Annotated in this window: 17 protein-coding genes; 9 read left to right on the forward strand and 8 right to left on the reverse strand. The window is 63.5% G+C overall.

Translation table 11 applies throughout. The annotated features are described in order from the left end of the window. Positions 1-816 precede the first annotated feature (816 nt). From gdhB to NO364_RS07405, 3 genes are all read right to left on the reverse strand, one after another. On the reverse strand, positions 817-2,106 hold the full coding sequence (gene gdhB / locus NO364_RS07395; protein WP_257628951.1) for a glutamate dehydrogenase GdhB: 1,290 nt from the start codon (positions 2,104-2,106) through the stop codon (positions 817-819). Between the two features lie 2 nt (positions 2,107-2,108). Beyond that, a complete protein-coding gene (locus tag NO364_RS07400; RefSeq protein WP_157688059.1) occupies positions 2,109-2,252 on the reverse strand; it encodes a rubrerythrin-like domain-containing protein in 144 nt (47 codons plus the stop codon). A gap of 112 nt (positions 2,253-2,364) precedes the next feature. Beyond that, on the reverse strand, positions 2,365-5,247 hold the full coding sequence (locus NO364_RS07405; RefSeq protein WP_257628952.1) for a bacterio-opsin activator domain-containing protein: 2,883 nt from the start codon (positions 5,245-5,247) through the stop codon (positions 2,365-2,367). 330 nt (positions 5,248-5,577) lie between these two features. Between NO364_RS07405 and NO364_RS07410 the strand changes: the two genes are divergently transcribed. Genes NO364_RS07410 through NO364_RS07425 form a run of 4 tightly spaced genes read left to right on the forward strand, consistent with a single transcriptional unit; the run spans position 5,578 to position 7,731 of the window. Further along, positions 5,578-6,039 (forward strand): hypothetical protein, encoded by a 462-nt coding sequence (locus tag NO364_RS07410; protein WP_257628953.1) that lies wholly within the window; start codon positions 5,578-5,580, stop codon positions 6,037-6,039. Positions 6,040-6,048: 9 nt separating this feature from the next. Then, positions 6,049-6,915, forward strand: coding sequence for an FAD:protein FMN transferase (locus tag NO364_RS07415; protein ID WP_257628954.1), 867 nt, complete (start codon positions 6,049-6,051; stop codon positions 6,913-6,915). Continuing rightward, on the forward strand, positions 6,899-7,186 hold the full coding sequence (locus NO364_RS07420; protein WP_157688055.1) for a hypothetical protein: 288 nt from the start codon (positions 6,899-6,901) through the stop codon (positions 7,184-7,186). The genes NO364_RS07415 and NO364_RS07420 overlap by 17 nt, the downstream gene beginning before the upstream one ends. Beyond that, positions 7,186-7,731, forward strand: coding sequence for a hypothetical protein (locus NO364_RS07425; RefSeq protein WP_157688054.1), 546 nt, complete (start codon positions 7,186-7,188; stop codon positions 7,729-7,731). Before NO364_RS07420 ends, NO364_RS07425 begins: the two co-directional genes overlap by 1 nt. Here the strand turns inward: NO364_RS07425 and NO364_RS07430 are convergent. The 3 genes from NO364_RS07430 to NO364_RS07440 form a co-directional block, all read right to left on the reverse strand. Continuing rightward, entirely contained in the window at positions 7,725-8,246 is a 522-nt protein-coding gene (locus tag NO364_RS07430; RefSeq protein WP_157688053.1) for a winged helix-turn-helix transcriptional regulator, read from the reverse strand. The two genes, NO364_RS07425 and NO364_RS07430, sit on opposite strands and share 7 nt — an antisense overlap. A gap of 3 nt (positions 8,247-8,249) precedes the next feature. Beyond that, on the reverse strand, positions 8,250-8,555 hold the full coding sequence (locus NO364_RS07435) for a hypothetical protein (protein ID WP_157688052.1): 306 nt from the start codon (positions 8,553-8,555) through the stop codon (positions 8,250-8,252). Positions 8,556-8,708: 153 nt separating this feature from the next. Continuing rightward, positions 8,709-9,227: an ArsR/SmtB family transcription factor gene (locus tag NO364_RS07440; protein ID WP_233255274.1), complete on the reverse strand. Its 519-nt coding sequence runs from the start codon at positions 9,225-9,227 to the stop codon at positions 8,709-8,711. Positions 9,228-10,028: 801 nt separating this feature from the next. Between NO364_RS07440 and NO364_RS07445 the strand changes: the two genes are divergently transcribed. Next, entirely contained in the window at positions 10,029-11,498 is a 1,470-nt protein-coding gene (locus NO364_RS07445; protein WP_420191840.1) for an orc1/cdc6 family replication initiation protein, read from the forward strand. Positions 11,499-11,947: 449 nt separating this feature from the next. Here the strand turns inward: NO364_RS07445 and NO364_RS07450 are convergent, their stop codons facing one another. Then, the gene (locus NO364_RS07450; protein ID WP_257628955.1) at positions 11,948-12,295 is read right to left on the reverse strand and encodes a hypothetical protein; all 348 of its coding nucleotides are present in this window, start codon (positions 12,293-12,295) and stop codon (positions 11,948-11,950) included. Positions 12,296-12,494: 199 nt separating this feature from the next. On the opposite strand from NO364_RS07450, the gene NO364_RS07455 reads away from it, so the two are divergent. The 4 genes from NO364_RS07455 (at position 12,495) to NO364_RS07470 (ending at position 17,011) form a co-directional block, all read left to right on the forward strand. Then, the gene (locus tag NO364_RS07455) at positions 12,495-13,082 is read left to right on the forward strand and encodes a class I SAM-dependent methyltransferase (protein ID WP_257628956.1); all 588 of its coding nucleotides are present in this window, start codon (positions 12,495-12,497) and stop codon (positions 13,080-13,082) included. 73 nt (positions 13,083-13,155) lie between these two features. Continuing rightward, positions 13,156-14,556, forward strand: coding sequence for a transposase (locus tag NO364_RS07460; protein WP_257628957.1), 1,401 nt, complete (start codon positions 13,156-13,158; stop codon positions 14,554-14,556). Between the two features lie 84 nt (positions 14,557-14,640). Then, complete coding sequence (locus NO364_RS07465) at positions 14,641-14,829, forward strand: hypothetical protein (RefSeq protein ID WP_199243708.1); 189 nt, start codon at positions 14,641-14,643, stop codon at positions 14,827-14,829. A 1,399-nt stretch (positions 14,830-16,228) separates the two neighbouring features. Next, entirely contained in the window at positions 16,229-17,011 is a 783-nt protein-coding gene (locus NO364_RS07470; protein ID WP_257628958.1) for an SDR family NAD(P)-dependent oxidoreductase, read from the forward strand. Here the strand turns inward: NO364_RS07470 and NO364_RS07475 are convergent, their stop codons facing one another. Beyond that, positions 17,012-18,043: an NAD(P)-dependent alcohol dehydrogenase gene (locus NO364_RS07475; RefSeq protein ID WP_257628959.1), complete on the reverse strand. Its 1,032-nt coding sequence runs from the start codon at positions 18,041-18,043 to the stop codon at positions 17,012-17,014. Positions 18,044-18,098: the final 55 nt, after the last annotated feature.

An 18,098-nucleotide genomic window follows, 5' to 3' on the forward strand; every position in this document is an offset into this window, starting at 1 on the left:
CAAGCGTTCTTTGTCACCGCTCGGCTGGGATCGCACTGGGATCCGACGAAAGACCACCGGAACTCGGGAGGCGCGCGTGGCCGTCCTCACCGAGATCGGCGAGTATTGACCGACGGTATCGAGGCAATACGAGTTTGTTGGTTAACTCGGAGTTCCCGGTCGAAGACTGTCCAGTCGCGGAGGCGACCGACGTGTTGCTGTCGGTGGTGGCGTCCCAAAACGGCACGCCACTGTGCCGCATCGCTTCCGGGGTAGTCCCGACTGTTGCCCTCGACTGGGATGGAGCGACGGTAGCCGGTTCACCGAACGAGGCAGTCTCCCGGGGGAGAAAGCAGAGCGGCCGACTCGTACCCCGGTCGATGCGGAAAACAGTCGTGTTCCCCCGATGGCGAGCGCCGTCAGCCAGCGAGTTCGCTACAGTCGGAGTAGTTCGGCGAGACACGTCCGAGCAGGACCGGCAGTCACTCGCAGCGTCGCAGCACCGAATCCGAACGCAATCGAACTCGGGAGTATGACGAAACTCGCCCGTTCGTCCCTCCGAAAAGACGAGTCGACACCGTCAGAGACCCGGAGATGAGACAAACGACGACCCCGACGGACACACCGAGAACGGTGAAAACGGGGTCGTCGAAACTCATGACCCTAAATCCGGGGTCATAGACGTCCAGTGACAGACGGTGCCAAGGACGAGATATCCCAGGAACCCGGTGACGATCACGCGTCCGCCGAGCGACGACAGGCGAAACAGTCGTAAGGCCCCACGTTCGAGCGGCGTAGCCGGCTCTCGGGTCCGCTCGGTGGGGGGAAGGGTCATGCCTATGGCCAAAGCCCCCGGGCGTCGTGAGCCTCGGCGATGCGCGAGAGTGCCACGATGTAGGCTGCATCCCGCCAGGTGACGTCGCGGCGTTCGAACTCCGTCTTGACGGCCCGCCACGCGGTCTGCATCTCCGTTTCGAGTTCGTCGTTCACCCGTTCGAGCGACCAGGCCCGCCGATTGATGTCCTGAAGCCACTCGAAATAGCTCACGGTGACACCGCCGGCGTTGGCGAGGATATCGGGAATTACGGCGACGTCCCGCTCTGCGAGGATCGAATCCGCCGGCGAGGTTATGGGGCCGTTCGCGCCTTCGACGACGAACTGCGCGGCGATCGAATCCGCGTTCCGCTCGGTGATCACATTACCCAGCGCTGCGGGAACGAGGACGTCGACGTCGAGCGTGAGCAACTCGTCGTTCGAAATCACCGTGTTCGCATACGTGGTGACGGCTTCCGGTTCCTCGTCGTGTGACGGGACAGAGGCCGTATCGATTCCCGCCGGATCGTACATCGCCCCGTTCACGTCGCTGATCGCGACGACGGTCGCTCCCCAGTCGTCGAGCAACCGGGCAGCGTTCGCCCCGACGCTCCCGTAGCCCTGGACGGCGACCGTCGTCTCCGCGAGCTGACGGTCGTAGTACTCACAGACCAACCGCGTGACGATGGCGACACTCCGACCAGGGGCCTCTTCGCGCCCTTTACTGCCGCCGACGACCGGCGGCTTGCCGGTGACGACACCCGGCGTCGTCTCACCTTCCTGCATCGAGTACGCGTCCATCAGCCACGCCATCGTCTGTGGATCCGTTCCCATGTCGGGGGCGGGAATATCCTGCTTGGGGCCGATGACGTCACGGAGTTCTTGCGCGAATCGGCGGGTGAGTCGTTCCTTTTCCGCCGAACTCAGTTCCTTCGGGTTGACAGCGACACCGCCTTTGGCCCCGCCGAAGGGCAGATCCATGACGGCGCATTTCCAGGTCATCCACATGCCGAGGCCGACGCTCTCGTCCCTGGTCACGTCGGGGTGGTACCGAAGCCCGCCTTTGTACGGCCCCCTGACACTGTCGTGTTGGGCCCGATAGCCCGTGAACACCTCGACCGTTCCGTCGTCCCGCTCGATGGGAATCGTTACCTCGTGAACCTTCTTGGGGTGTTCGAGTCGTTCGACGACGTTCGGGTCGATATCGAGATGGTTGGCAGCGTGGTGCAGCTGGCGACGGGCCGTGTCGAGCGTCGATCCCGACTCGGTCGGCTCTTCGAGCTCGTCGTGGGCACTATCGGTTTGTGAGGCCATAGTCACTCGATCGGGATTCGACGATTTCGCATCGGTCCGCCACAGTCGGGACACTGGCCGGGGCTGGTCTCCGCGACGATGATATTTCCACAGTCGAAGCACTCGTACGGGGTTTCCTCGTCGGATTTGGGGTCGATGTCTGTCATGTGAGTTCACGAGTGCCGACACGCGGACCGGGGCACTCTGGTTACGGATAATAAGTGTATAAGGGAATATTCGGCTGTTTGTTACCGAACCGCTTTGAGAAAAAGGAGTTCGTTATTCAACCATCTCGGTCGAAGCGGCGACGGGCCGGTTGTGCTCTTCGAAGAGCGTCGCAAACAGTTTGCGCTGGACGGTCCGAGCGTGCGTATAGAAGGCGGGGGGAGAGATCCCCAAGGTCGCGGCGACATCTTCACCGGTGTTCTCGCGCGGTGACTCGAAGTACCCGCTGTAGTAGGCGGTTTGGATCACCTCGAGCTGTCGCTCGGTGAGCTTGTCGAGGACCCGCGAATAGAGGTCGCGTGCAGCAGTCTGATCGAGCGTCCGTTTGGCACGGATTTCGACGCCGGAGAACGTCTCCCGGACGAGTTGCGTGATCGTTCGGACGTCGATACTGTCCGGGATATCGACGACGAGCGTCGTCGTGGTCGGATCGGCGGTCGCTTCGCGGAACACGGCACCGTGATCGGCCAGCTCCAGGGCGAGAAACGGCTGTGTGAGCCGGAGTCGCAAAACACCGCCGTCGTCCCCGGGACTGATCGTCTGGACGTCGTCGATAGCAACGAGCTGCGAGGCGGCTTCGACGACGTCCTCTAGCGGGGCGCCTTCGACGGTGACGAACACGTAGCTCCCCTCCGTCGATTGCTGGACCCCTCCCTGATACGAGAGCGTACATCCCGCGTCCCGCGCGAGCCGTGAGAGGACGAACGCCGGATCGTCGACGGCGAACTCGACCCGCGTCATCGACGTCGTGAGCAGTGCGTTCTTTCGCTCGATGGCACTGAGCGCGGACGCGATCGTTTCGCCGAGTTCGGCCAGGACGGCCTCCGTCGTGTCGTCGAAGGCATCCTGGGTCGGCGCGTAGACCGTCAGCACACCGTGTGTGAGTTCGTTGTAGACGAGGGGAATGCTCAGTACGGAGAGGTAGTCACGAGCGAGCGCATCCTTGCGCCACTGGTTGTCACGGAGCCCGGCAGCGACGTTCGTCACCATCGTCACGTCGCCGGTGGCCGCGGTTTGGCCGGCCGGCTCCGCATCCGCTCCGTCGACGGCAAACGACTGACTATCCAGATAGCCATCTTCGGCGCCAGCCCAGGCCCGTGGTTCGACGGTTTCGGTCGCCGGGTCGACCGTGCCGATCCAGGCGAACCCGAACCGGTCGTCGGCGGTCAACAGCTCACAGACCGTATGATCGATCTCCTCCCGGGTTTCGGCCTGGACGAGCGCCTGATCTATCTCACGGATCGTCTCGTTGGTCCGATTCAGGGCGGTGAGCTGTTCGTTTTGCTGCTGGAGCGTTCGATCCTGTTCGCGAAGTTGGGACTCCCGTGTGACGCGGTCGAGCGCGGCTTCGGCGGTTGCAGCCAGCAGATCGGCCAGCTCCCGGGTTACGTCGTCGAAGACGCCAACCCGGTTCGAGCCAGCGACGAACACGCCGTGGTTTCCCAGTGGAATGTAGGCTACACTACGAAGGTCGGTCGCCCGGTTTTCGAGCCGGTCCGATTCGTGGACATCGTCGAAGAATAACACTTCGTCCTCGACGAAACTGTAACTCGGAAGCGTTTCCCCGTCGGCAGGGACGGTCGGAAGCGGTCCGTTGAGTTCCCTCATCGTGGCCGAGTGTGCCGTCGGCCGGAGGTCGTTGGCATCGGCATCGAAGAGATAGACGGCACTCGCATCCAGATCGAGGACACCGGACGTGTCGTCGACGACATGTTGGGCGATCTCCGGATGGGTTTCAGCGTACAGGAAATCTCGGGCCGTCTCTTGGAGGGTCGCGAGCGCCTCTTCGCGTTGCTTGCGTTTCGTGATATCCCGGCAGCTAAACAGGAGCGTCCCGTCTTGAATCGAGACTTCGCGAACGTTGACTAGGAGCGTGTGCTCGCGACCCGCCTTGTCCGTCGCGGTCGTCTCGATGTTCTTGAGAACGCCATCCGTCGCGAGTTCGTCACGGTCGAAGAGGTCAGCTCCAAGGAGGTCGTCGATCGTCCCCTGTTCGTGAATTTCGTCGGCCGTGTAGCCGAAGATGAAGTGAACGTTGGGACAGACGTAGGTGTACTCGCCGTCCTCGTTCGTGATGAGAACCGTATCGGTCATATTGTTCAGCGTCACACGATGGAGCTCCTCCGATCGACGGAGGTCGCGTTCGAGGTCGACACGTTCGGTGATATCGACGCCTTCGACGACGATCGAAACGAGCGCTCCACATTCGTTCTCGACCGGGCGCACGGAGAGGTCGACGACGCGTGGGTCTGCGAGGTGTGGCGGCTGTGCGACGACCGCATTGCCGAATCTGCCATCGCGTGCGTTCGCCACCATCTGTTGGACGTCCGGGTTCGTTGCATCGGGCGCGGCCCACCACGGAAGCGTCCCGAAGGGTTCGCCAACGATCGATTCGACGTCTGCATCGATCATCTCCCGGGCTGTCTCGTTCACGCGAACGAGTGCGCCCTCCGGATCGAGAACCCACGTCGCTGTCCGCGAATCGTCGAATATCGCGTCGAACTGCCTGGCCCGCTCCCGTTGGGTGGCCGACCGCCGAGCGGAGCGGATGGCGCGCTCAGTTCGGTCGACGAGTTCGTCGATCATCCCCTCGACCGGTTCCGTGAGTGCGATATAATCGGTGACACCGGCTTCGATGGCCTCGCCCGCGATGGTCTCACTCCCGGCAGCGGTACCGAGTAGGACCGGTAGCGCGGTCGTTTCCTCGCGAACCGCCCGAAGGAGATCGAGGCCGGTCGAACCCTCGAGCGCGTACTCGGTGACGAGACAGTCCGTGGTCCCCTCTCGGACGATGTCGAGCGCCTCCGTCTCGGTCCCGACGGTATACACGGTCGCTTGCGTCCGTGTCTCGAGCCTGGCGGCGAATCGCCCGAGCCAGTCGTCCGATCCGACGAGCAACACCGTCGACGAATCGACGACGGCCGAGGAAGCGCCCATCATTCGACGACACGGAGACGGCGAGTGGTTCGCTGGGTGTCGGTTCGAGTTCGCCACCGGTGCTGCCGGTGGCCCGCCGCGGAATACCGATGCATAGGTTGTTTACCATAAAACCATCTCGGTACAAAGAGGTTTGCCACCGAATCCCCGGACGTGTGCGGGGCGGTATGTGAGGGGTGGATGGAGTATTCGGGACTCGTGACGGTCGAGTGTCATCCCGGCGGGGTCGGGTGCGTACGATCTTCGTCGCGCTCGAGCGACGGGACGGTGACTCCGGGAGCGTGGCCGGACTCGACCAACCGGACTATTCGACGACCGTACGACGATTCGATGGCTGGACGCGAACGGCCTTTACTACCGCCTGTCTCCGGTCGATCACGAATGCGTCTTCCCGTTCCGAACGACCGACTCGTCGCGTTCACCCTCGTCGGCGCACTGCTAACCACGCTCGTCGCTGGGGGACTCGCGTTCCCTGGCCTCGGGCTCGGACAGCCGTCCGAGCCGGTCGGCGACGACACGAGCGGATCACCACAGGCCGGTGCCGACGCTCCCACACCCAATCAGGGCTTTACGCCCGCTGTGCGGACACAGTCAGGGGACGTCGAGGACCACGAGAGCGAAGAGCACGAAGAGGAGGAGCACGAAGGCGAGGAGTACGAAGAGGATGAGCACGAAGAGGATGAGCACGAAGAGGATGAGCACGAAGGCGAGGAGTACGAAGGCGAGGAGTACGAAGGCGGGGAGTACGGAGACGACGAAGAAGACGACGACGAAAAAGACGAGGCGGGGTGAGTGCGGATAATGGCGACGCTCGAAACAGCGTACGAACGAGTAGGAGCCACGCACCGTGAGTTCCGGAGTTGTGACACGTCGTTTCGCGTCGACGTGAAGGGGGTTCGCGCCGCCGCTGCGGCGGACGCCGCCCGGCGCACTGTCACGGCGCTCGAACACCAGTTGAACGCGTTCGACGCCGACAGCGCAGTCTGTCGACTCAACAGCCACGGAGCAGTCGAGAACGAACACGTCGCTCGCCTCGTGCATCGGGGGCTCGAATACTACGACCGAACCGATCACGTCTTCGACATTCACCAGGGTCGCGTCGAGCAGTCCCTCAAGGCGTATCTACGAGGCGACGACGACACCGTCCCGGAAACGTTCGATACCGGGACGGTCAGTATCAGCGGCCACCACGTCAGCACCGACGTCCCCCTCGATCTCAACGGGCTCGCCAAGGGCTACATCGTGGATCGAGCGGCGGAGACGCTCGCCGGACTCGGCCGACGTGGGTTCGTCAGCGGCGGTGGCGATATGTCGCCCCCAGTCGGACCGGTCGCCGTCGAAAGTCCATACGGCGACGCGAAGCCGCTCAAGACCCTCGAGACGGAGTGGGCCGTTGCCACCTCCGGAACCTATCGTCGCGAGCGTGCCGGCACCGACCACATCTACGATCCCGCGACCGGACGGCTCGGTTCCCGACACGAATCGGTGACCGTCCTCGCCGAACGGGACTGTATGGAAGCGGACGCACTCGCGACGACGCTCGCCGCACTCCCGCTCGACGAGGCCAACGCACTCGCCGACGACTGGGATGGACTCGAGGCGCTCATCGTTCACGACGGGGTTTTCCACACGACCGACGGCTTCGACATCCATGTCCTGGACACGTAAACAACGCATCACGGTCGCCGCACTCCTCGTGTTGCTCGTCTCCGTTCCCGTGCTCTGGCAGATCGGGGACGTCCGGGCGACAGGGGCGACCGAACAGAAACAGGCAACGCTCGTCGACCGGACGGTCGCGACGCGTCAGGCGCCCGACGACTACGACGGGGACGGCATCCCCGACGCCCGGGACCGGTGTCCGACGCGGCCCGAAACGGACAACGGCTTTCAGGACGCGGACGGCTGTCCGGACGTCGTCGCGACGACGGGGGCCTCCTGATGTCCGAACTCGTCTGGCTCCTCGACCGCGGCGCTGCCCTGATCGCGTATCCGGCGCTGTATCTCGCGGTGCTCACCGGGATCCTCTACAGTATCGAACCGTTCGGGATTCTTCAGCGAGCGTCCCAACGCGTTCACGTCGAACTCTCGGTGTTTGCGATGCTCGTCACCCTCCTCCACGCCGGCGTGGGACTCCTCGACACCTTGTTCATCGTCACCGGGCAGGCTCCGGCGCCGGCGTACCCGCTGTCGTACTTCCTCGGAGGGGTGGCCGTCGGCGTCGGAGCACTCCTACTGCTCGTCGTCGCCGTTCGTGGATTCACGGAGGCGACGCGGTTCGACCAGCCGTGGGGACCCCGAGTCGTTCACGCGTTCGCCTACGGCGGGTTCGTGTTCGCTACGGTTCATGCGGCCGCCGTCGGCACCGACCTGGCGGGTCTCGTCGTCCCGCTCCTCGGGCCGACGATCATGTTTCTCGTGTACGTGCTCCTGTTGCGGCTGGTCGTGCTCCGTGGAACGGTCACGGTCGGGCGGTCCGCTCAGTAACCCTCCCAGAGATCCAACAGCCGGTCGACGACGCGGTCCGTGAACGACTGCCGGTGTATCGTGTAGAGGTACGTGACGCGGTCCGCATCGATGACTTCGTAGATGACGCACCGACCGTCCCGCTCTTTCGTGACGAGCCCGGCATCGAAGAGCTTCGACAGATGCCACGAGACGGTCGACCGGGCTTTGTCCAGCCGCTCGCTCAGTTCGCTCGTCGTGAGCGGCCCGTCCGCGAGGAGATGGGCGAGGATCCGACGGCTGTACTCGCGCCGGAGGGCGTTCATTACGGTCCGGTCGGCCTCGTCGAACTCGGCGGCCGGGTAGTAGCGGGTGTACTGGCCGTCGTCGGACACCTCTACGAGCCCTTCGTCGACGAGCCACCGGAGCTGGTACTGGAGCGTCCCCTGCGCGTACTCGAGTTCGTCGAGGAGCCGGCGGAAGTGAACACCCGGATTGTTGGCGACGTACTGGTAGATCGCCCGGCGGGACGCCAGCTCCAGATCAGGCTCCGACATCGCTCACCGTTTGCCGAGGGCGACGAAGAACGTCAGCAGGCCGCCTAGTATGAGTAGCGCACTGGCGTGTTCGAGCAGTTCGAGGGTCGCGTAGGGGAAGTACGGGAGCAGGAGGTATTCGAGGAACACGACGAGCCCGTAGAGGCCGAAGAGGCCGTACCCCACTGCAACGATCCGCATTCGCGGGTCACGTTCGCGGCGCCACGCGCGATAGCTGACCGCGCCGAGGGCAGCCGCAACCAGGAAGACGCCGAGGCTGACGTACTGTTCGAGAAGCCGGGCGAGCTCGAGGAGTTGTGCCGATTGCATGGAGTTCCCACCGGACCGGCGGACACGATGTCGTGGTCCCGTTCCCTGAGTCGGGAAGAGCGGGGAAAACGGTTGGCGTCCGATCGTCGAATCCACGTCCCTTCGGTCGGTTTCCGCCGGATGGATCGCCAGGGGGCAGTAGTTGGTGAGTTCTCAGCGTCGGTGCGAACGGACGAACGCACGCCGCAGGATAGTCAGGAGGACGTACGTCTCGTATTTCTGGGTCCGGCAGTGCTCACAGGGTTGCATGTCCGCGACGACCCCCTCGATCGCATCGTCGTACTCGTCCGTGAGCGTGGTGAGTGCGTCCGTGATCCGGGGCTGGATAGCGTCGGTCATCTCCTCGACGGCGGCGTCGGCCGAATCGGGGAGCGAGTACGAGAGGACGATCGTGTTCGCGTGGTAGTACTTCGTGGTGCCACCGCGCCCTTCCTCGAAGCGAACGACGTCGACGAGGCCAGCGTCCCGGAGCTCGTTGATGTGATGGCGGACCGTGTTCTCCGTCCGGTCGACGCCGCGGTCCTCGAGGCGCCCGTGGACCTCGGTCGCCGTCAGGGCCTCCTCGGATAGAATGTCGAGGAGTTCAAGCGGACGGCGACGAACGCGGCGAGTCGTACCGAGAGGTACCGGTGTTCCGAGCGTGACGAGCCGTTCGACAGCGAACACGAGCACTGCCCGGCGTGTGGGGAACCGACGGTCGAGTCGACGGGGCCGAAGGAGTAGTTGCCCGCCTCCAACGACGTGATACGGCGGACGAACGGAACGGGGACCGTCCACGAGACACCGCTATCGATGTGTATCCGTGCGGGAAGCCGAGACGCGGGGGGAGTCGATACGGAGCGTCACGATATCGATCGGAGACGACGATGTGGGGACACACCCCTCTATCGATGTGTTCGATGCTCCGAAGGGGGAGGGGGGAGCGGACGATCGACGCGTCGGCGAGCACGGAGAGACGTCGTCAAACACGGGATATCACGAAGTAGAGACGCCAGACCGCCGAAGACGACTCCGACGATCCCGGTCGGATTCTCCTTCTTCTTCTAGCTTTCTAGAACGAACACTCACACACCCCTCTATCGATGTGTTCGATGTGTTCCGACCCGCCGTGTTCTGCTCTCGTCGTCCCGTCCGGACGTGTGCGTGATCCGCTGTCTCCGATCCCACCGATTTCGACTGTCTGAAGCTTCGAAACGGTTGTCCGTGCTCGATGCCAACGCGCCCCTCCGGTTTCTCCGTTCGTATTCCCCTCCCCTCGATGTCCGGAACACATCGATAGAGGGGTGTGTCTCCAACGGGGGACCGAACACGGCGCCGGACACTGCGCCAAACACTTCGTCGCTCGCTACCCTGGTAGGACGCTATTCACGATCTGAATCTCCGTATCTCCGACTTTGGGCGACTAACTCGACGGATCACACTTCGATAGAGGTGGGAGAACTTTTTTTAATGCCGGGCGGTCTGTTGTCCGGCATGGGTTCCGACGACTCCGACGAGTCCCGAACCGACCCGAGGGCTCCGGAGGACGAGCCGACGACGCAGGCCGATCTCCCGTCGAGTTCCGCCGGCGGGCCTTCGGAGGACGACGGGTCGACGGACGGCGCCACCGACGGCCACCCGCAGTCCGAGCAGGCCGATTCCGAACAGGCATCCCGTTCCATCGAGGAGATGCTGCTCGAATTCGACGAGCAGGAGGGCCTGATCCGGGACCGATCGCTGCTCGATCCGAACTACGTGGTCGAGGAGGACCGGATCGTCGGCCGCGACGAACAGCTCCAGGAGGTGACGAAGATGCTCCGGGTCGCCCTGGGCGACAACCGACCGCCGAACCTCTTTCTGTACGGGCCGTCGGGGACCGGGAAGTCGCTCATCACCAAGGCCGTCTGTAACAACATCAGCCGGACCTGTGAGACGCATGACATTAAATTCGGCACGATCGAAGTCAACTGCCAGGATCTCGACACCCTCGGCGTCGCCGTCTACGAACTCGCGAGTCAGGCCGCGGACGAGGCGGGCGTCGACGTCGACGTCCCGAAACACGGCGTCGCGACGAAGGAGAAGTGGGACGAACTCTACCGCATCGTCAACGAGAACTTCGACTCCGTCGTGTTCGTCCTCGACGAACTCGACATGCTCGTGGGGCGTCGGGACAAACAGGATCCCGCGTTTTCGCGGTTGCTGTACCAACTCTCGCGGGCGGGTGCCAACGACGAACTCGCCGCGTACATCTCCGTCGTCGCCATCTCCAACGACGCGCGGATGATGGAGTCCGTCGGGAGTCGAGCCCTGAGTTCGTTCACGCCGGAGGACGTCCACTTCGACGACTACGACGCGAACCAACTCCAGGCGATACTCCGGCGCCGACGGGACGCGTTTCACGAGAACGTCTTGGACGACGACGTGATTCCACTCGCCGCGGCGTTCGCGGCCCAGACCCACGGCGACGCTCGGAAGGCGATCGATCTGATGCGCGTCGCCGGCGAACTCGCCGAACGCGAGGGCGACGAACGCGTTCGCGAGGAACACGTGCGCCAAGCCCAGGACAAGGTCGAAAAGAACCGCGTCCTCGAGGTGGTCCGCGGCATCAGCACCCAGAAGGAACTCTGTCTGTACGCGACGGCCGCCGTCGCCGCCGAAACCGCGGACGGCTCCGCCAGGAGCACGACCGGCTACCGCGTCTATCAGTTCCTCACCGAATCCATCGACGCCGATCAGTACTACCAGGAGACCTACGTCAACAAGATGAAAGAACTGACGACGTACTCGCTCGTCGATTTCGAACGGCGGAGTCACGGTCCGAGTTCGGGCATGTTCCTCGAGTTTCAGTTCGGGGAACGCCCGGAGACGATCCTCGAAACGCTTCGCGAAGATTCCCGGATCGATATGGTCTCGTCCGAGGAAGTCGAATCGGTCGTGAACGCACAGATCCGAAGCGAAACCTGAGTGCGGACTCCCACTCGGTTGCGCAACGGGGGGACACCCCTCTATCGATGTGTATCGGATGAGTGGTACCAACTCACACTCCGATACCGAGGTCGACTCACGACGGGACGACGCTCCTCCGCGTCGGACGCACGTCACACACCTCTATCGATGTGTTTTCGACGCCACGGACCCGCCATCGACGGAACCCGGCGACGTCGGATTCCGATCGCGTTGGGGGCTGAATCACGGTGGTGGGCCTGCCCTCCGACCGACTAGAGACGGTCGCTCGTGTCGATCCGTCCTGACCACGGTCGGTCCACCCCCGTTCGCGCTGCAGGACACACACCGCTATCGATGTGTTCACGCGGTGGCTATCCGTACACCCTCGTATCGATGTGTTCACGCGGTGGCTATCCGTACACCCTCCTATCGATGTGTATCGTCGGCCGTCGTGACGTGGGCGAAAGCTATTCGTCCGGATCGACCGGCGCTTTGTATTTGGAGGTCACCGTCTCGCCGTCCCGCCACTGCCAGTAGTAGTAGCGGTTGTCGTTGATCTCCTTGACAGTGATCGTCGCCTTCGACGGGACGTCCTCGGGCCGGTCGTCGAGACGTTCGTCGTTCCCGTCACCGTCCGATTCCGTCTCGCCATTCTCGTCCGATTCCGCCTCGAGACGGGTCGCTCGGGCCTTGTGCTCCGCCAACGATTCGGCGTAGCGGGCAACGGATCGGAGCTGGTCCGGCGTCCGTTCGTCGAGCGTCTCGGCGAACTCCGTCGGGAGCGCCGCCGGCGGTGTCGGTGGTTCGCGGGGCATCGGTTGTCGCCTCGTATTAACCAACGTACCGCGACGGTCATAGATTTGTTGGTTAATACGACTCCCTTTCGTGCCGCGATGGCCCTTTCCAGCCGGCGAAACCATCGGTTACGCCATCGTGACCCTCGTCGTGGGCGAGTGATTGCATTCGAGCGTGGACCCCCAACTCCTATTGACTCGGTCACGTGAACGGCGACCGATGACCGATCACCGACGCGAAAACCGGCGACTCTGGAACGCGTGGAGCGACGACTTTCAGGCGTTGTGGAACGCCGACACGGCGGATGGTTACCTCCCGCCGGCTCCCTCGCCGTTCGTCGATGATGCTCCCGGCGGGCCACAACCCGACGTCCTCGATTCGGTAGCCGGGCTGGAGTACGTCGAACTGGGTTGTGGCGGCGGACAAGCGAGCGTCGGCACCGCCGACCTGGGTGCCGACACCGTCGTCGGCGTCGACCTCTCCGGCGAACAACTCCGACACGCACGGCGATTGCGGGATTTCTACGGCGTCGACGCACGGTTTCTGCAGGGCGACGTGACGAACCTGCCCTTTCCCGACGACAGCTTCGACGTGGCTTCCTCGGAGGCGGTGTACCAGATGATCGAACACCTCGGGGAGGCGTTCCGCGAAGTCCGCCGAATCCTGCGGGACGACGGCGTCTTCGTGGTCAGCGTACCCCATCCGATCCGCGAGATGGTCGACTTGGAGGCGGAGACCTTCGAACGGAGTTACATCGGTAGCGAGGCGAAAGCCCACGGCTTTAGCCGTGGGATGAAGCCGACATGATATGCCACAAACCACAGGACATAGGCAGGTTGTAATCCCAACGTTTAGGATATTCTATCACATAATGTACTGTGTGAGCGACCGGCCACAGCGAACGAATACCTACACTGCTGAAGCAACCAGCAACAGGTATCGGCAGTGTTTGTTCGACTGGCTGGCCGCCCACGCCCCGCTCTGGAATCAGATCACCTACCGACGCCGCCAAGCCTATTTCAGTGACGATGGCGACGTGTGGGACGCTGACTACACCGACCTGTACGACGAGTATGCCCCCATCCTTGGGAAAGCAACGTGCCAGCAGATCGCTCGCAAGAACAGTGAAGCGTGGCGCAGTCACTTCCGGTTGCTTGACAAGTACCACGACGACTCCGGCCCGACAGTGACCGAGAAACCGTCACCACCGGGGTACTGGGGCACACGTGATGAGGGCTACGAGTTGCACGGCCTTGTCCGCAATGACCTCTACACGTTCGACTGGGACGAAAACCGGAGTACACTCGAATTTGGCGTCGGTGACGTACTCGAAGACCGCTACGATTTCGAGCACAACGAGCGTGTCACGCTCGAAGTTCGGGGCAACCCGCAGTGGGACGGTGACGATAGCCGCTTGGAACTCATCTACGATGAACACGCTGCCCAGCTTCGTGTCCAGCATCCCGTTCGCATTCGACCAGACAATCTGCAACAACAGCGGAAGGATGCTTTCACTCACACACTCGACTCCGAGAACACGACGCAGGCAGCTGCTATCGACGTAGGTGCGAACAACACGTTGGCTGTTGTCACCGAAGGCGGTGAAACCGCTGTGTACCATGCTCGCCCAGAGTTTAATCGGTTCCAGAGCCATTCCGAGCGGATCGCCACACTCCAGTCAGAACTTCCAGAAGAAGAATATACGAGCCATCGCATCAAGCGGCTGTATGATGAGCGGTCACGAAAACGCAATCACAGCCGTGACGCGGCGGTGAAACACGTTACTGATTGGCTGCTTGAGCGGAATGTTGACACGGTGTATGTTGGTGACTTGGCCGATGTACTGGACACTCATTGGAGTGCTGATGTGAACGAGAAGACTCACGCCTTCTGGTCACACCGACAGCTACTGGAGCGGATACAACTGACACTCGGTGATGTTGGAATTGTAGTTCCAGAAGTAAGCGAAGCCGATTCGAGTAGCGAGTGCCCCGAGTGTGCAAGTAGTGACGTGACGCGCAATGGCGATTCGTTCCGCTGTCACGACTGTGAATTGGATGCTCATAGTGACGTGGCAGGAGCGTGGAACATCTTGCAGTCTGAAGTTGGGGCGATGGCCCGGCCTGCTGCCCTGTCTGCTGAACGCGGCAGGGACGCACCCCAAGAGGGGGCGTACTGGCAGTGGAACGAACACGACTGGATACTCGCCGACTTTGGGGAACAGTCGCGTTCAGTTGACCAACCCAGCCTCAGCAAACCCGCAAGTTGGCAGCCGGGGTAATCGACTGGTTGGATTACCCACGGAGGAATCCCACGGCTTCAGCCGTGGGAGGAGGTCAAGATCGACGACGACTACGAAGCCGACTTGGTAGTCTTCGATCGAACGGTCGCCGACATCCACAACGCCCTCGACGACGCTGGGTTCGTCGTCCGACGGCTGCTGGAACCCCGACACCACCGGACGGACGGCGTCGATCCGGCCGACAGCGACCTACCCGAACTGCTGTGGACCGTCCCCGGAAGCGTTCGCTTCTGGGCGGTCGTGGAACCGTAGGGCGTACCCGGTGAGCCCGGATCCCGAAGACGTCCGTCCCCATCGGAGTAATCAGAACGCGTATAGGTGTCAAATCAACTCGGTTTACAAATATGTCCATCTACGGACAGACGATGGCGAATCCGTGTCCGTGGAACGGGATTTTCCCGATGCGAACGGGTTGACAGTGAGCCGACTACAAAAACCGGGTTCCACTCGATACGATCGGGACCATCCTCCCGTGGATCGATGTCCGCATCCGTCCGTTCGAACGGCCGACGACGCTCGCCGTCGACCTACCAACTTTCTATACTGTATAAGAAAGTGATATAATTGCCGCGATCTCGCACCCTCACAGGTGGAACGTGGGTTCACACCTGCCCGTCGTTCCGGATCGGTGGGCAAGTCGTGTCCCGTGGTCCTCACGAGTTCGTCCGCGTGTCGCGAACGGCGCGGACGGTCCGAACGGCTCGAACGCGACCTCCAGGGCTTGCGCACCCGGCGAGCGAGGGACGTGCTCCCGCGTCCACAGTCGGCGACCGGTTCGTGTGGACCGACGGCCCCCGCCCGCCGCCACAGCGCACGAACTGACGGAACCCGCGACCGGGGCGGGCGGCGCGCCGGAACGGTGTCGAACGGTGGCGGGACCCGGCGTCCCGGTCCCCGGCCGGGTTCGCGTCGCCGCGGCGGTTGGGGAATCCCATGCACTAATGCATAACAACAGTACCGTTGTTATTGAAATCGCGGTCGCTCGACCGTGGAGAGCACGGCGGTGTCGCGGCTTACACGCCACACGGTGGATCCGCTCTCGGCGATCATCGGGTTCGTCGGTCCGGGTGAACGCGCTGGATTCGGAACCCGGTTTTCGGTCACGACGTCTACGTGCGTCGGGTTTTCGTCCATCAACCGGATCGAACTCGACGGCTAGGAGATCAGCATTCCGACGCCCGATCCGAGTACCTACAACAGCCCGGAGTCCGCCGCGGATCGGTGACCGTGGTAGTGTTCAGATAAGCTGGTGAAACCGGGGATACCTCGAAAGCCCCGCCTCGCTGGAGTCGGGGGCCTCGCTGCGCGCGCTCCCTGCGGTCGCGTGCTTGCGTCGGCCGCCTTCCTCCAGCAGCGAGGGAGCGAAGCTCCCTCGGGCAATCGGGCGGCTTCGCCGCCCGATTACGAGGCGCCCCTTTCAATCCCGCCCGACGGCGGCCGGTCGGTCAGCCGATGCGGGTGGGACTGAAAGGGGCCGGCGTCTCGGCGCGCCCGGACGATGCAAGCACCGCAACGCAGTGAGGAGCGCAGCGAGTCCCGGGAGCCGAGACGTCGGGGGCTTTCGAGGTGTCCCTAATCCGATTGCGCTAATCTGAACAGTGCCGTGACCGTCGGCCGAGGATTTATGCGCGTCCGACGTGACGCCACGCGCATGTCTGTCATGGACTCGTTTCGACTCGACGGCGAAACGGCGCTCGTGACCGGTGCCGGACGTGGCCTCGGTCGGCGGATGGCGACGGGTCTCGCGGAGGCCGGTGCCGACGTCGCCATCGCCGACGTCGACGCCGATACCGGTACCGAGACAGCGGCGACCATCGCCGAGAACACCGGTGCGGAGACGACGTTCGTCCGGGCGGACGTCACCAGCGAGGACGACGTCGAGGCGATGGTCGATCACGTCGAGTCGGAACTCGGCCCGGTCGACATCCTCGTCAACAACGCCGGCATCGTCGAGAACGAGCCGGCGGAGGAGATGACCCTCGACCAGTGGGAGCGGGTCGTCGACGTGAACTTGACCGGCGTATTTTGCTGTGCTAAACACGTCGGCGCACGGCTGCTCGAACGGGATGCGGCGGGATCGATCATCAATATCGCCTCGATGTCGGGGCACATCGCCAATCACCCCCAGCCACAGGCGGGGTACAACGCCTCGAAATCCGGCGTCGCCGGCCTCACCCGATCGTTGGCCTCGGAGTGGGCGGCGGACGACATTCGGGTCAACGCCATCGCGCCCGGATACATGCGAACGGACATGGTCGACAGCACGCTCGCCGAGGATCCGGAGATGGAGGAGACGTGGCTGGCGGACACGCCGATGGGTCGGCTCGGTCGGCCGGCGGAACTCAAACCCGTCGCGGTGTTTCTCGCGTCGGACGCCTCCTCCTACATGACCGGCGAAGTCGTCTTCGTCGACGGCGGGTTCACCGTTCGGTAATCAGTCGCCGACGGTGACCATCCCCTTGACGAGCGAGGGATCGTCCGTCCGCTCGAAGGCCGCGGTCAACTCCGAGAGCGGCATCTCGAAGTCGATGATTCCTTCGACGTCGACGTCGCCGCTCGCCAGGAGGTCGATGGCTGCGGGGTAGGTGTTCCGGAAGCGAAAGGAGCCGTGGACGTCGAGTTCGTCGTTGATGATGTCGTGGGTGTCGAGCGGGATCTCCCCCTCGCCGGCGAGGCCGACGAGGGCGATGGAGCCGCCGCGGCGAACGACCTCGGTGGTCGACCGGATGGCGGTATCGGCGCCCGACGCTTCGATGACCACGTCGACACCGTCTGCGCTGGTGAGTTCGGCCACCCGCTCGACCAGGTCCTCCTGGGACGGATCGACGGTGGCGTCGGCACCGCGTGCCCTGGCCCGCTCGAGTTTCTCCGGAACGACGTCGCTGAGGATGATCTCCGAGGCGCCGGCGACGCGGGCGGCCTCCATGGCGAGCATTCCGATCGGTCCACCGCCCGTGATGAGGACGGTGTCGCCGACGTCGACGTTTCCGCGGCGGGCAGCGTGGAGGCCGACGCTCAGGGGTTCACAGAGTGCGCCCGCCCGCGTCGACACGTTCTCGGGGAGTGGATAGGCGAACTCGGCCGGCCAGGCGACGTACTCGGTGAACGCGCCGTCGATCGGTGGCGTCGCCATGAATCGCACGTCGGGACAGAGGTTGTACTCCCCCCGCCGGCAGGCATCACAGTCGAGGCAGGGGACCCCGGGTTCGAGCGCGACCCGATCCCCGACGGCCACGTCCTCGACGTCCGCCCCGACGGCGACTACCTCGCCCGCGCTCTCGTGGCCGAGGACGAGGGGGTTCTCGACGACGAAGTCACCGATTCGCCCGTGACGGTAGTAGTGGACGTCGGACCCGCAGATACCGACCCGTCCCACGGCCACGAGTACGTCGGTGGGTCCGGGCTCCGGACGGGGGCGTTCCTCGAACTCGAACGTCTCCGGTTCGGTCAGTACGGCGCTTTGCATACCGGGACCCACGCGAATGACCCACTAAAGCGTTACCCGACGACAATCCCTATTA

This window comes from Haloplanus salinarum, from assembly GCF_024498175.1.
Taxonomy (GTDB): Archaea; Halobacteriota; Halobacteria; order Halobacteriales; family Haloferacaceae; genus Haloplanus; species Haloplanus salinarum.